Annotated in this window: 10 protein-coding genes; 3 read left to right on the forward strand and 7 right to left on the reverse strand. The window is 50.1% G+C overall.

All coding sequences use genetic code 11. The features are described 5' to 3' along the window. Positions 1–127: 127 nt before the first annotated feature. On the forward strand, positions 128–1,573 hold the full coding sequence (pdxR, locus tag M3650_RS14835) for a MocR-like pyridoxine biosynthesis transcription factor PdxR (RefSeq protein WP_251575847.1): 1,446 nt from the start codon (positions 128–130) through the stop codon (positions 1,571–1,573). Positions 1,574–1,628: 55 nt separating this feature from the next. Here pdxR and M3650_RS14840 read toward each other — a convergent pair whose 3' ends face one another. Further along, the gene (locus M3650_RS14840; RefSeq protein WP_019423965.1) at positions 1,629–1,838 is read right to left on the reverse strand and encodes a hypothetical protein; all 210 of its coding nucleotides are present in this window, start codon (positions 1,836–1,838) and stop codon (positions 1,629–1,631) included. Between the two features lie 132 nt (positions 1,839–1,970). Next, positions 1,971–2,381 (reverse strand): DivIVA domain-containing protein, encoded by a 411-nt coding sequence (locus M3650_RS14845; protein WP_251575849.1) that lies wholly within the window; start codon positions 2,379–2,381, stop codon positions 1,971–1,973. A gap of 230 nt (positions 2,382–2,611) precedes the next feature. On the opposite strand from M3650_RS14845, the gene M3650_RS14850 reads away from it, so the two are divergent. Further along, the gene (locus tag M3650_RS14850) at positions 2,612–3,421 is read left to right on the forward strand and encodes a DUF2935 domain-containing protein (protein WP_251575851.1); all 810 of its coding nucleotides are present in this window, start codon (positions 2,612–2,614) and stop codon (positions 3,419–3,421) included. A 143-nt stretch (positions 3,422–3,564) separates the two neighbouring features. On the opposite strand, the gene M3650_RS14855 is transcribed toward M3650_RS14850, so the two are convergent. Together M3650_RS14855 and M3650_RS14860 are read right to left on the reverse strand one after the other, a co-directional pair. After that, positions 3,565–3,723 carry a hypothetical protein gene (locus M3650_RS14855; protein WP_019423962.1) on the reverse strand — a complete coding sequence of 53 codons (159 nt, stop codon included), beginning with the start codon at positions 3,721–3,723 and terminating at the stop codon, positions 3,565–3,567. Between the two features lie 138 nt (positions 3,724–3,861). After that, positions 3,862–4,647 (reverse strand): GNAT family N-acetyltransferase, encoded by a 786-nt coding sequence (locus M3650_RS14860; protein WP_251575854.1) that lies wholly within the window; start codon positions 4,645–4,647, stop codon positions 3,862–3,864. Positions 4,648–5,487: 840 nt separating this feature from the next. On the opposite strand from M3650_RS14860, the gene M3650_RS14865 reads away from it, so the two are divergent. Continuing rightward, a complete protein-coding gene (locus M3650_RS14865; RefSeq protein ID WP_251575856.1) occupies positions 5,488–10,035 on the forward strand; it encodes a S8 family serine peptidase in 4,548 nt (1,515 codons plus the stop codon). Positions 10,036–10,069: 34 nt separating this feature from the next. On the opposite strand, the gene M3650_RS14870 is transcribed toward M3650_RS14865, so the two are convergent. From M3650_RS14870 to M3650_RS14880, 3 genes are all read right to left on the reverse strand, one after another. After that, the gene (locus M3650_RS14870; protein ID WP_251576088.1) at positions 10,070–10,999 is read right to left on the reverse strand and encodes a D-alanine--D-alanine ligase; all 930 of its coding nucleotides are present in this window, start codon (positions 10,997–10,999) and stop codon (positions 10,070–10,072) included. Between the two features lie 8 nt (positions 11,000–11,007). After that, on the reverse strand, positions 11,008–12,462 hold the full coding sequence (locus tag M3650_RS14875; RefSeq protein ID WP_251575858.1) for an aminotransferase-like domain-containing protein: 1,455 nt from the start codon (positions 12,460–12,462) through the stop codon (positions 11,008–11,010). 107 nt (positions 12,463–12,569) lie between these two features. Beyond that, on the reverse strand, positions 12,570–15,230 hold the full coding sequence (locus M3650_RS14880) for a phosphoenolpyruvate synthase (protein ID WP_251575860.1): 2,661 nt from the start codon (positions 15,228–15,230) through the stop codon (positions 12,570–12,572). Positions 15,231–15,361: the final 131 nt, after the last annotated feature.

The raw sequence follows: 15,361 nt of genomic DNA on the forward strand, positions 1-15,361 counted from the left end.
TTGGTTGTTTTCAGTGTGATCGTTGTCACAGAAATGACGGATTTGCAGCAATATTCTGCCAAGTCTACTTGCTATAATGTGATGCGTACATAGCAACTGTCAAATCTAACCTGAAGCGGGGCGTGTTATGATGTGGAATTTGAACCGTCATAGTGATGTACCGCTCTATCGCCAAATCATGGAGTGGATTGAACAACGAATCACATACGGTGAGCTGCCTCCAGACAGCATGTTGCCTTCGGAAAGGAAGCTGGCCGAGCAATTGGATGTGAACCGCAGTACAGTTGTGCAAGCATATGATGAGTTGCGGGCAGCCGGTCTCATCGAGCGAGTCCGAGGCAGCGGAACGCGTGTCCGCTCGAACTCGTGGAACATCGATGCCAAGCGCACACCGAACTGGAGGGAGTATATCGATGGAGGAATGCTGCCGCCGAGTCCGCCGTTCATTCGTCGAATACGCGATGAACTGCGGCGCTCTGACGCGATTATCGACGTTGCCAGTGGAGAAATGGGTGCAGATATGCTGCCGCAGGAAGAGATTCGGGCGATCCTGCGCGACCATTCGTTCGATGATTATTTGGGTTACTGCGATCCATACGGCTACGGACCGCTGCGTGAGATTGTCGCCTCACACTTGAGTCGGTCTCGGGGCATTCAGGCAACCCCGTCTTCCGTTCTTATCACTTCCGGTTCCCAACAATCGTTATACTTAATCACGCAATGTCTCTTAAGTCCCGGTGACTCGATTGCCATTGAAGATCCTTCTTATTGCTATTCGCTGCCTATATTCCGTTCTGCCGGTCTGAAGGTGTTCGGTCTGCCCGTAGATGAGCACGGTGTCATTCCTGAGGCGATTGTAGATTTGGACCGCAAGCATCGATTGAAGATGATTTTTGTAAATCCCAATCATCACAATCCGACCGGAACGGTGCTCGAACATTCAAGACGCGTCACTTTGCTATCACTCGCGGAGCGGTTCGGCATTCCGATTGTGGAGGACGATGCTTTTGGACTGAACGGCTTCGGAACCCTTCCTCCGGCATCGCTGAAATCAATGGATGGGAGCGGAATTGTCATCTATATCGGCACGATGTCCAAGGTGGCCGCTTCCGGACTGCGCATCGGCTGGCTGGTTGCACCGCAGTCCATCGTAGATCGGCTATCTGATGCGAGACAGCAGATGGATTATGGACATAGCATTGTACCGCAGAAGATCGCAGCTCACTTCATCGATTCGGATTATTTCTGGAAGCATGTAGACAAAGTTCGGGACGTGCTGCAGCTGAAGCGGGATTTAATGGTGCGTGCGCTTCGCCGGGAACTGCCCGGAGCAGTCGACTTTCATCTGCCACAGGGCGGATTTCATCTCTGGATGAAGCTGAACAGCCCTGTCAACGAGGCCAAACTGCGAGATGAAGCAATGAAGCGAGGAGTCGCGTTCGTTCCCGGTTGTGTCTTTGGTTCCGCGTCAGGCTATGTCCGCATGAATTTTGCTAGGCCCTATGCCGAGGATATCGAACGTGGCATTGCTAGATTTGCTTCGGCCCTACGATCTTTGACAGAGCATCCATAAAATTACGACAAAGAACCGCCGTTACTATTTCGTAACGGCGGTTCTCATTGCGATATTAATTGAAGACGAGCGCCAAGAACAGCGCTAGACATATGAGGCCGGCTATTGTGTAGTAGACGGACAGCCGGACGAATATATTTTTCGTCTTCTGGTCGTACGTAGGGTTGCCTTCCCGGTTCTCTTTCGAATTGCCGACAACGATTGTGGCGATGACAGCAACGAGAATGACCGCGCAAGCAACGAGGATCAATACGGATGCATTCATACGATTCACCTAACATTTCATTATGATGAGCAAATCATTGTTTTAAGTATAACGGAATGTAATGAATCCGTGACCTGCCATTTTCCTCTTAGCCTGCCCATCCAATTGGACCGTATAATATATGCGGTTAGGTTAATCTCGCTCGCTATCGAATCCGACCTGAATCCGATATTTCAGCTCATCTATGTTATGCTCTAGCTGTTTCACAACGTCTTCGATAAATTTCTTGTCAATTTCCGGCAGCTTCTCTGCGGGAGGGTTGAATTCAACCTCCTCCACCTTTTTATGCTGGAGCGCTTCATAATTGGCACGTGCTTGATGCTGCACTTTTTCATATTGGTTCAATAAATCATTTATAATGACAAAAAATTGCCCGTAATCCTTAATTACTGTGTCCAAAAACGTATCCACTTCATCAGGATCATATCCACGGAATTTAGTTGCAAAATCCTTCTGATGAATCGTCAACGCATCCAACTCAACGTCCAGTTGTTTAAACAACTTCTTCTGTTCCTCAAATTGGCGTTCTATATTCTCTTCCATTATCCGTTCCTCCATTCCAACATGCACATACGCTAAATCACTACACACTCTAATTTATCACACTATCAGTCTTGTATACAGTTTTCAAGTGGTCTTACGTCGCAAATTCAATCCAGCAAGGACAGTTGTCCCCCGCATATATTCTTATATTACCGAATACGTTGTGTTATGCAACGTTATTATTTCATGTTTTTTCAAGACCATGGATATGACGAGGGGGGAAGCGAATCATGAGTGACAATCGCATTTCATCTGCCTTGTTCGAGCATCGGTTCTGGCTTCAAATCTTGGGTGACCATGCGCGGTTCATCTTCAATGCGCTATCACCCCGAGAAACGAAGGATATCCAGACGGCCCAATATTTCATTCGAAGCTTCGATACACTGCTGGAACAGTCAAAAAAACAGGCCGCAGAAGCAAGTCTCGACAATATTGCGAAGCAAGCTTATCCCCTTACTTTGCAACTGCGTTCCTTCAAGCTGGACTTGCAGCGAAAGCTGCTGCTGAATCAAGTCGCGGTTCATCTGCCACCGACTTTTTTCAATCACATGGTGAATGAGCTCGATGAATATGTGCTTATTTTAAACGCTCTCCTGTCCGGCCATGCTGTTCCCCAATTCGATTCGCTTCATTACGATTTGGTATGGCTCTCAGATGCAGCGGGGCATGCAGCTGCCATTGCGTCGAATTTGGATGCCGTCGAGAAACGGCTGATCGAGAAGAGCACAGAGTTCGAAAGGCACTTTAATGACTTTTATTTGAAGGCGGTGGAAATGGTCGGATACATGCGCACGCAGTTAAAATTATTTCCGGCGCTGCGGCGGTTCCATTCGGATGTGAACCTGGAAATCAAATTATTCACGAAATTTCTGTTGGAGCTGGAGGAGATGGGGTTGAACTCGGAAACACTCGATATCATCAGTCCACTCATCCCTGATCATATGGCACGGGAAGAGTGCTATTACTTAATTAAACTAGCCCAGTCCGGGGCCGTTCCGGACCCACTATGTGATCCGACAACACCCCGAGTGGGAAGCTGAATTGTACAAAATGAAGGCTTTGTTACATTATTGCTTCAACTATAATTTCATCTAAAAGGAATGGATCTATGAATGCCTATCCACCCAAAGGAATTAGAAAAAGCCTGGCATTAGCCAAGCTTTCTTATCTTCCATAAGATGTACTATTTTTCTTCCGCCTCTGTTGAGCGATTGGCTTCCTGATGTTGAGTATCTGCCATGTCAGAGGCAAATTCGGTGTCTTCATTGTTAACAACCGGCATTTTATTGAGTTTGGTCGACTGCACTTCCGCTTTTGTAGCTTTATCGTGAGAATTGTCCATTTTCAGATCGCTCCATTCATGTAAAGATGTCTAATTGAGTGTCAAGTTATAGTATGTATAACAAGGATTGTTATTATGTATCTCGTATGACGCCCGGTAACTGAAATGGTTATTACGCGTAGTGGCCCGAGAAAGAGCTCAGCTGCCAACAGTGAATTCAGCAATGTACTGTTGGCAAACGGGTTCGTAACCGAGCGATTCATATAGACGAACCGCGCCTTCATTATCCTCCATTACATTCAAATAAACATGCGGCGCAACCTCTCTCCCCTTACGTGTCAGCTCCGCACATACCCTTTTGCCGAAGCCTTGCCTTCTCCATGAGACGTCCGTTCCAATATTCCCTAGCTCAACATAATCATCATTGTAAATATGATAGCCTCCTACTGCGATCAGACCCCGGTGTTCCAACACGCCATAGAACGGATGCCTCAGTTCTTCTCTCGTAAAGGCCATCGTCTGCAGTTCGGCCATTTTCGACTCAATCTGGTCAAAATGGGACGGTCCCAAATGCACGACGCGCTCGTCCTCCTGCGGCAACGCCTCCTGATGGACATGCTTCATTAGAAGCAGTTCTTTGGGCGGCTTGAGGAATTCGAGCTGTGAAGCGAGGAGCGCCATTTCCTCCTCATTAATAATGAAGCTCCCGACGGCATCGTCAGGCAACTGCAGCTGTTGCTTCATGAACGATAACAACGGACGGATGTGAAATGACGCTTGTACGGGATATACAGAAAAGGCATGAAACGGTAGTCCTCTTAAATAAGCCAATACTCCGAGCAACTCGCCCCAGCCGGTAAACTGCCCGTAGTGCACCGCATTCTGCTTGCGGGATGTTAGGTATGAATAGTATAGAAAATGCTGTTCCCTGTTTATTGAATCTAATAGTGCCTTCATCTCTGCTGGCGTTAATTTGCGTATCATGCTTCCGGTCCCCTTCGATGTCTGTTGTTGGTTCACTACATATGTAATCAATTAAAATATATAGTCTTCCGCTGCGTCAATGTCAATCAAATGAGAAGGTGGTGAGACAAAGGAGGAGTCGGCCAAGCCTCCTAGTGATTCGCCTTGAATGATTTCATCGTGACAAGACTTGTCTTGTCTCCTTTTGGAGTTGCGCGATCTCGACCTATCACATCTCCGGGTGGATATTCATTTTGAGGGGGTCCGCTCGTCATCCATTGGATTTCATCCAATGATTGGGTGGTCAGAGACCTCAAACGGGCCATTTCATTGGAAATGGTACAGCAGAATCCATATAAACAGCTGGAGTGTGAGATAAAAGCGAGATTTGATTGGAAGTTTTCCAGCGGAATGTGATTATCCAGTTGAAATGAGCCATTTGACTGTACATTTTCCAGTCTGCACTATCTCTTCATGAAAAGAAGATTGGCGGATGAGCGCTGCAATCTTGATTCGGAAGATTCAAGTTAAAATTATATGTTTTATACAGAATCTCGTTATAGCGCAATATCTAATTTCATAAAAGAATTTGATTGCAATAAATCGTAAGTCACGAGAAAAGTTCAAGGCTAACGATAATATTAGACAAATTTTTATGTAATTCATCACTTTTCACCATAAATCTACTCATTCAACATTAGGACAAAATCCTCATGGATAAGGTCAGACAGTGTATTAAAATGATGACTATGAATCCATGGTAACATATGGAATCTAGTATTTTGCAAAGGAGGGTGCAGGGTTTACATATTATAGACCGTTGATAGAGCACAGCCTAAATATCCGAAGGGAGGCTACAGCTTGAGAACCCACACGATACGTAAAAAATTAGCCGGACTCATTAGCATCGCCATGGTTGCCGGGATGCTGTTCCCGGCCCCGTCAATGACCTACGCACAGGAGACTCCGCCTCTGGAGCAAGTGACGCCGAAGGTAAAGTCCACGCTTTCGCCACAGCTCCGGATCAATTCTCTCTCCACACCTTCCTTGCTTCATTCCAAGGCCGACATTTTTGTCGCGCAATCCGACAGCGATGAACCCGTGACGGTAATCGTTGAATTGGAAACGGATCCCATTGCCTTGCATGAGGCAAATACAAAAAACAGCATTGTGCCGTTCTCTGGCAATCACGAGAAAAAAATCCGCTCGGAACATGCCGCATTCAAAATGAAAGCCGAGAGCAGCCTGAATGTTGAATTCAACCACGAATACACGACGGCATTCAATGGATATTCGGTGCGCATTCCCGCAAATGAAGTAGAGCGGTTGGCAGAAATCCCCGGTGTCAAAGCCATCTATCCGAACTTGGTATACAGTGCGCCTCCAATCAATGATGAACTGCCGTTCGGACCGCTCATGGATGACAGCGCTCCGCATATTGGCGCGAACAAGCTCTGGGATATCGGCGTTACAGGCCGAGGCATTAAAATCGGCGTGCTGGATACAGGCATCGATATGAATCATCCGAGCTTGAAAGGTGCGTATATAGAAGGCTGGGATTTCGTCGACAACGACTCCACTCCGATGGAAACCTTGCCGGATTCGACGAAGCTGCCTTTGAAGGACGGAACCCCATATCACACGACGCATGGCACGCACGTATCCGGTACGATCGCCGGACGCGGCAATCCGGATGACCCGAACAGTCCAACCGGCTGGGTCAAGGGTGTAGCTCCCGGCGCTGACTTGTACGTGTACCGCGTGCTCGGGCCGTACGGCAGAGGCTCGACTGATAACATTACGGCAGCGATAGATACAGCAGTAAAGGAAAATCTGGATGTCATCAATCTGTCGCTCGGCGTAGACTTCAACAATGCTTACACGGCCGATTCGGTTGCGGTCAACAATGCGGTGGCCGCCGGCGTAACCGTCGTCTTGGCGAATGGGAACGCAGGTCCGAAGTCCGGCACCGTCGGCAGTCCCGGAGGAGCGCATCTTCCGATATCCGTCGGCGCTTCCACGCCTCCAACGATTACCCCTGTGTTCGATGCTCCCGGGTTGCAAAGGGTCTATGCACATTTGGCCGAGAACGCCAAAGAAATAACCGAACAAGGCAAATCGTTCGAGATGGTATATGCCAATTACGGAGATGCCGAGGACTATAAGGGCAAAGACGTTGCCGGCAAGCTAGTGCTTGTTTCGCGCGGCGGTACCATTCTTGTCGGAGACGAAGAGGTTGGCCTGTCTTTCGGAGACAAAGCGGTCAACGCGGCGCAGGCCGGCGCAGCCGCACTCATTATTTTCAACAATGTAGATGGGGAACTCAAGGCGACACTCGGAGACCTCGGCGAGTATATCCCTACCTACTCACTCTCTAAAGCTGCCGGCTTAATGCTCAAGGGCAATATTGAACGCGGAGTAACTACTGTCACTTTCTCTACGATTGAAGAGCAGGATCTGTTGGCTGACTTTAGCTCCCGCGGCCCTGTTTACCCCGATTATACAATAAAGCCAGACATCTCCGCTCCGGGGGTCGCCATCCGCTCTTCCGTTCCCGCTTGGGACGGCAACTATGAAAATGCTTACAAAGATTCGCAAGGCACCAGCATGGCCGCTCCTCATATCGCAGGCGCCGCCGCTTTGCTGCTCGAGAAATATCACCACCGAATTAGAACGAACGAACTCAAGTCGCTGATGATGAATAATGCCGTGCCAATGTATGATCGCGATAAAGCTCCCTATTTGATAATGGAGCAGGGCGCAGGCCGGGTCGACTTGAACAACGTCATCTCTGCAAAATCGATTGCAATGGCCAAGGCAACAACGACAGCCACAAAAAATAAGCAAGAGTCCGAATACGAAACGGGAAGCGTATCTTTCGGTTTGGTCGGAGCAGGCAATCAATATTCAAAGAGCATTAAAGTTAAGGATATCGCTAACGAAGATCAAAGTTACAGCATCTCGATCCAATGGAATGGTACCGATAAAGGACTTAAATTAAGTGCTGACACCGACACTGTCACAGTGCCTCCGAACGGAGAAAACACGTTTGACGTTAACGCGATGGTGCCGGCAAACGTTCCCGATGGAAGCTATGAAGGCTCCATCATCTTAACGGAGGCGCAAGGACATGTGCTTCGGCTTCCAGTCAGCCTGTATGTCGGGGATAAATATGAAATCGATACGATTACAAACATTACGACTGATCCAGTGTTCTTCTCTCCGAATGGAGAATCCCCCAAACAGAGGACTAAAATGACCTTTGCCGTGACGAGGTCAATCGAAGATTTCACGATTTCTGTCACCGACAGTGTATATGGCCATTACATGGGAGACGTTTATGTCAGCAAGGATTACGGTAACATACACGATCCAGATATATATGGCATTCAGAATTGGAATGGAACCGTAAAAAAAGACGGGCAATCCGTCACGCTGCCAGATGGAAAATATGACCTTGTTCCTGTCATTGGAGAGAACAAGCTGGAAAAACAGAAATCATGGTTCATCATCGATCGGCAAGCGCCTGAGTCCGTAATGGATGAGGATCCTGTTCGAATCGATGAGGTAAATCCAGGGCAGGGCATTATATCGGGAAAAGTGACGAAGGATTTGCTAATTGATTTACTCCCTAATGAGCCTGTAGGCAACAATATTTTTGTAGCGGCAATTCATCTAAGCAGTGGGAAGCAGAACAACGGCACCGTTAATAATGACGGGACGTTTATGATTTCCGTGCCTTTGAATCCGGGCATGAACAACTGGGCTATTTTTGTTTATGACGCAGCCTCTAACGGGGTGCTTGCCCCTGCACACCACGTCGTGTTTGACAACAAGGACAAGGTGTACGTCGGAAGCGCCAAATCAGAAGTGCTGACAGGAGAACCGTTTGATGTCAAGGTCAACTTCTCCGTTCCGGAAGCTGTCTACTCGGCTTCGTTCAGCCTGACCTATGACCGCAATCTGACTCTGGAAAAAATAGAGCCAAGCGTTGTGTTGGCTACTTATCAGCAAAAGCACCATCCTGATGTGCCGCTAATCATCAAGCAAGAAACAAGCGACTTGGATAATGGCATGAAGAAATTAGATTACACCGTCAGTCTGACTGGCGGCGCCTATGAAGGAGCCGGTGCTATTGCAAGCATCACCTTCTCTAGCAACCAGGAAGGAACGTATACCTTTAATCTGACGGATGCGAAGCTGCTCAATGTTAACGAAGAGACCATTCCGATTGAAGAGCTCCTCTCTGCGACCATTAAGGTAATCAAACCGACCGTTCCGAATCCGAAGCCGGGTACCGCGCCTTCAACATCTTCTTCGGGAAGCTCTGCCTTCGCGGCCGCAGTTCCAGCAGCGGGCAGCAAACTGAAGGCCGGAACGTTGACCGAAACGAAGAAGGGCGATACGGTGTACGCGGTTCTCAAGATCGATGCCGCAGCATTGAAAGCGCAGCTTCAGGACAAGGACGCCAAGCAAGCGCGACTCGATCTCAGCGACGTGCAAATGAAGAAATTCGGTGAAGTAAGCCTCACGCTCGAGAAGTCGGCTGCGCAGGCGCTGTCCGACTCCGGCAAGGACTTGCTGCTGTCCGCCGCTGATTTTGACGTCTCCATTCCGAACAAGGCGATTGCCGGACTTATCGGAAACAATGGATTCGAACTAGTGCTATCCTTGGCTGACCATAAGGAAAAAGGATTCAGCAAGGATCAGGGCAAGACAACCTTTACAGCTCCAAAGCTGACCATTCATGGGCCTAAGGACATGAAAGATACCGCATTGGAGATTACTTTGAAGCTCGACACTGCAGCATTGCAGGATATTCGCAAGGCCGCCGCATACGCCCAAGATGCGCAAGACGCTTGGCAATATGAGCAGGCCGGGACGAAAGCAAAAGATGAGAAGGCCGTTACCTTCAAAGTAACGCAATTCGGCACGTATACGATTGCAGAGCACGCGAGATCGTTCCTTGATATCGTTGCCCATTGGGCCAAGGACGAGATCGAAGTCATCGCGGCGCACGAGCTGTTGCGCGGCAAAGACGGCACGGGTACGTTCAAGCCGAACGATATGGTAACGCAGGCGGAATTCGCTACCTTGCTCGATCGTTTGACGGACACCGGCAAGACATGGGAAGACCGGATTAAAGAACCAGGCGCCCGCGATCCGCTGACCCGCCAGCAAATGGTCGTTATGCTCGCGCAAACGCTGGGGGCGGATCCGTCAAAGTTCGACGCGTCACTCGGCTTCAAAGATGAAGCGGTCATCTCGAAGGACGCCAAAGCGGCTGTTGTCTTCGCCGTAAGCAAAGGCTTTATTAAAGGAACCACCGGCAACAAGTTCGAGCCAGCGGGCACGTCCACGCGGGCGCAAGCGGCACTCGTTCTATATCGCGTCATGAATCTAAAATAAGATCGGCTTAACACAAGAAGCAGATCTCCAGGCGTTATCGCCCGAGGAGACCTGCTTCTTCTTGTGCTCTTTCCCGCAACGAGTGCGCAATGATTTCATCCAGCAGTTGGCTGTAAGAAATGCCTGCCGCTTGGGCGCTCTTCGGCAGCAAGCTGTTCTTCGTCAATCCCGGCAGCGTGTTCACTTCCAATACGTAGGGAATCCCGTCTTTGATCATCATATCGATACGGGCATATACGCTGCATTTCATCGCTTTATAAATTCGGAGGGCTGCTTCACGAACCTGGTTATCGTAAGACTTAGGCAGTTCGACGACTTCCTCTGCCGCCCCTCCGTCATCATACTTGGACGAATAATCGAAGAAATGCGCATTGGCCCGGATAGTCACGATCGGCAGTATCGTTCCGTTCAGTACGGCACACGTAATTTCGTCGCCGCCAATATATTGCTCCAGCAGCACTTCCCGATCCCACTGCAGCGCATCCGCCACCGCTTGACGCAGACTGTCCGCACGTTCGACAATCTGAACGCCGATGCTGGATCCACCCGTATTCGGCTTCACGACGACCGGGTAGCCGAGCCGGTTGCCGACTTCCGCGGTGTCCAGCTCATCAAGCGACGTAATCAGCATCCAGTCCGGCGTCGCGATACCCTCGAAGCGGATGATTTTCTTCGATAACTCCTTATCCATGCACAAGCTGCTGGCTAAGACACCCCCGCCAGTATAAGGAATGCCGAGCGTCTCCAGCGTCCCTTGGACCGTTCCATCCTCGCCGTATTTGCCGTGCAGCGCCAGCACGGCGATATCGACCGCCTTGACTTTTTCGACCAGCTCTTCTTTCGAGTTCAGTTCTATCGGTACAGCTTCGTATTTCTCACCCAGATGAGCCATGATTTCCTTCCCTGTCATAAGCGACACTTGCCGTTCAGATGAGATTCCTCCCATGATAACGCCGACTTTCATTGCTTTCATCAAAAACCCTCCCGCATAAGCTGCCATACCGTCTCGCCTATCGTTGCAATGCCTTTCTCTAACTCTTCCTCAGATACACGCGAGAAGCCGAGTCTGAACGTATTGGAACCAAAACCATCAGTATGAAAAATATCCCCTGGCGTGAAAACCACGCCCCGACGCACACACGCATCGAGCACATCGCGCGCCGACAAGGAATCATTCAATTCAATAAATAGATGCAATCCTCCGTCGCCGCTCAACCTTGTATATGGAATGTGCTCCTTGCACCATTGAACGGCCAGTTCGTACTTGCGCTTGTATGCATTTCTGGCTCGCTTGATGTACTTCTCGAAATTCCCGTTGTGCAGGTACTGATACAGCACCGCTTGATCCAGTGTAGATGTATGAATGCTCCGCGCCCGCTTCATGCTTTCCAAATAATCGATGAGTTCCCGATCCGCCAGCACCCAGCCTACGCGTATACCCGGGAACAGCACCTTCGAATAGCTGCCGATATAGACGACGTTGTTGCCGCTGCCGCCGCAAGCAATGAGCGGCGCGACGTGCGAACCAGAATAACGCAGCTCCTCATTGAAGCCGTCTTCAATGATCGGGATGCGATATTCCCCGAATAGACGCAGCGCTTCCATCCGCTTCTCAGGGGACATGACAATGCCTGTCGGGTTGTGGTAAGACGGAATAAGATAAGCCAGGTCGAATGCATGCTTCGCCAAAGCTTGTTCCAGTTCCCCTAACCGGATGCCGTCATCTTCCATGCTAATACCCTCGATATCCATTTCGTGCATCTTGAACAGCTTGATGGCGGTATTATGGGTGGGATTCTCACAGAGAACTCGCCGATGGGTCTTACGCATGGCGGACAAGACTAGGTCGAATCCTTCTGTAAACCCGTTCGTCACAAGAAGATCTTTTCCGGCCAAATCCACGCCCTTCGTCTCCATATATCGCAACAAATAATCGATTAACGGCTTATAGCCTTTCGCATAACCATAGTTCAATAAAATCTCGCCCTCAAGCGACATCCGATCCAGAAATGCTCGCTTCACATTGTGCAGGTCGAACAGCTTCTCATCTGGAGCAATGCTCGTGAAGGAAATCATCCCCTTCTCCCAACGGACACCGTGCTTCATGAGATCCAGCTCCTCGGCCGTACGGGCGCAGTCTCCGATCATTTCCTTCCATTCCAACCGCGCGCTGTCTGCAGCAGGCACGACCTCTTGCGATACATAGCTGCCTTTGCCGGCGACGGAATGGACGAGTCCTTCGTCCTCCAGCTCCCGATACGCCGTAATCACCGTATTGCGGCTCAGCTTCCACAGCGCGGCGAACTCGCGGGTCGAAGGGAGCTTCTGATCGGAGCGCAAAATTCCTTTATATATCAATTCCTTTATATAGTCCTTAACCTGAACGTAAGCAGGGCGCCCATCCATGAGCTTGAAATCGTTGAACATTCACTCATCCCCTCACGACTATATTGGCACATTTCAGCTGATAAAAAAAGAACCGCGCCATGCCTTTTTCAGGCAAATCGCGGTTCCTGCGTATATTAATGAGGTGATTAGGCCATACTATGCGCTTCTTTCAGCACAAGCACATGTCCTTTGGTGCCGTCCAATCGAATCAACGCGCCGTCTCGGATGAGCGTCGTCGCATGCTCGATCCCGACGACGGCAGGCATGCCGTACTCGCGGGCGATGACCGCGCCATGCGTCATCATGCCACCGATCTCTGTGACGATCCCCTTCGCTTGCTGGAACAGCGGTGTCCAGCCTGGATCAGTAAACGGCGCTACCAGAATCTCGCCTTCCTTAAGCGCAGCCGTGCTCGGATCGATCACGACTCTAGCTCTGCCCTCGACGATGCCGGGAGAGACCGGAATTCCAATTAAGGAGCCTTCCGGAGCATTGCCGCCGTCCAGTCTACCCTCGATAATCTCCCCTTCGCTCGTTATAACTCGCGGCGGCTGCAACCGCTGATAGTGCTTAAAGCTATCCTTGCGGGCAGCGATCAGCAACTGAACGTCTTGTTCGAATGTGCCGGTTATGACATCTTTCATTTCAGGCAAGGTTAAGAAAAAAATATCGTTCCGTTCGAACAGAACGCCCCGTGCCGCCAAATCATCGCCTAACTCTATCACCGCTCGTCTATAGAGCTCAAAATGACGAACCAGCACGAATTTGTGATGCTCCCGCAAGCCCATGAAGCTGCGGTAGACGGTAATCAGCCTGGACACGATCCGCTCCTTGAACGCTCCATCTTCCATGCTGCGGACTTGTGAAAGAATGCGTCTGGCTGCCGCATCGGCTTCCAGTTCCCCTTGCCGGAATCGCTCACGGTGTTCTCCGTGCTTGACGCTGTCCAGATGACCCACGATCGATGAGATAAGCATATAAGGCCGTTCCGACCAACGCGTTCTGACGATGTCGATCTCGCCCGGGCAACGAGCGCCGTATCGTTCGAGCCACTTCTCGAAAGCCGATTTGAATTCCGAGCCTCCGGAAACCGTATCCAGCCCCTCCATAAATCCATCCTCAGCCGCGTTCCTCAAATACGCCGCCAGCTCCGGGTAGGCACGGGCCCTATCCGCCAAGTCCCCCAGTTCCATCCCCATCTCGCCCGTGACATTGAATGGCAGTGATTTGTTCAGCGTGATGAGTTCGCCATCATCGAATGTCCACCATTTCGCAAGCAGTTCGAGCAGATGCTGCGCGACCACGGACGCCATCATATAGTGAAAGTCATCGCGCATCAAACTCTCAAATAAAGACTGGCAATTTTGCTGAATAAACGTAATTTTTTCGGCTCCGCCGCATTCGTTCATACGCTGCCGGCACATCTCCACGCGGCGCTCCGCATTTTCCTCAACCTCCGCGTAAGCCGCCTGGCCATCCCCCTCCAACATGTCCTTCAGCACTTGCGTCGCAAGCGGGGGAATGATCTCCGCCATTGGATCCGCATCTGGGACAGACCCTTCCTTAATTGGGAAGCGGTCTAGGATTTGTCTCGCCGCACTGCCTATCAAGGCATCCATCTTATCGATTATCCGCAGCATCACCTTGCGGGCCAAGTTGTATTGCAGTGAATTCGTAATATCGACGAACAGTCTCCCTCCCGCTTCTACCAACGATTCCACGCGTTCGTCCCCGACTGAAGCACGTTCAGTCGGTATCTTCCAGATCGAAATACCAGCAGGTGACATCACGTCCGTCATCATCTGCAGGTGGCCGAATGAGAAATAAACATGCAACCCGTCGTTCGGCGTGTTAGGTATCGGAAAGATTGAAGTAATCGGCCTGGCCTGAACGATGAAGAATTGTCCGCCGGACAGGCACCATTCAATATCTTGCTCCGATCCGTAATGAGCTTGAATCTGCTCTCCCAGTCGGGCCAGCTCCACAATCTCTTCGTCGGACAGCGCCTGCTTATTCTGCTTCTGTTCGGGAAGCCGTTCGATAACCGTGCCTCCCTCGGCTAGCGGTAACACAGCCACATTCTTGCACGATACCTGTCTCTTGACGATGACGCCTTGTCTGACTTGATACAAGTCGGGATTGACCAGACCCGATACGAGCGCTTCACCCAGCCCGAAGCTCGCATCAATGGAGATCATGCTGCGGTTCCCTGTAATCGGATCGGCCGTGAACATCACCCCTGACACGTCAGGCACGATTAAGTGCTGGATGATGACGGCAAGCCGGACAGAACGATGATCAAATCCGTTCTTCATCCGGTATGCAAGGGCTCGTTCGGAGAATAGAGATGACCAGCATTGTCGAATGGCATCGAGGAGCTGCCGTTCCCCTTTTACATTCAAGAAAGTATCCTGCTGCCCGGCAAAGGAGGCTGTCGGCAAATCCTCTGCCGTCGCACTGGAACGAACGGCATACACGTTATGGTCGCCCAATTCTCTCCATGCGCCTAAAATGTCTTCGATCAAGTCACTCGGAATAGCCAGACCGATGATGTGCTGCTGCATCCGTCGGCTTACGCGCCGTATCTCCTCCATATCCTGAACGCTCAAGCGGTCGAGCTCTTCATAGAAGGATTCCATCCGAGCCGATTGCCCCACTACCGCGTCATAGGCGGAAGTAGCTAAGCAGAATCCAGGCGGAACGGAAAATCCTGCTTGCAGCAGTTCACCCAGATTGGAACCTTTTCCCCCTACGATTTGCAAATGGGACCGATTCACTTTCTCCAAATACATGACATAAGGCAACAACGGCTTCAACTCCTTAGCAATAGGTTAAAATATCCACAAATACTAGTTAATGAATGTATTGTTGATAATCATCCAATTGGATGTTTATAATTTTACCAAGAGCTGTTATTTGTTCAATACGCAGTTTGCTG

It is taken from the genome of Paenibacillus sp. MER TA 81-3, assembly GCF_023713585.1.
Taxonomy (GTDB): domain Bacteria; phylum Bacillota; class Bacilli; order Paenibacillales; family Paenibacillaceae; genus Paenibacillus_B; species Paenibacillus_B profundus.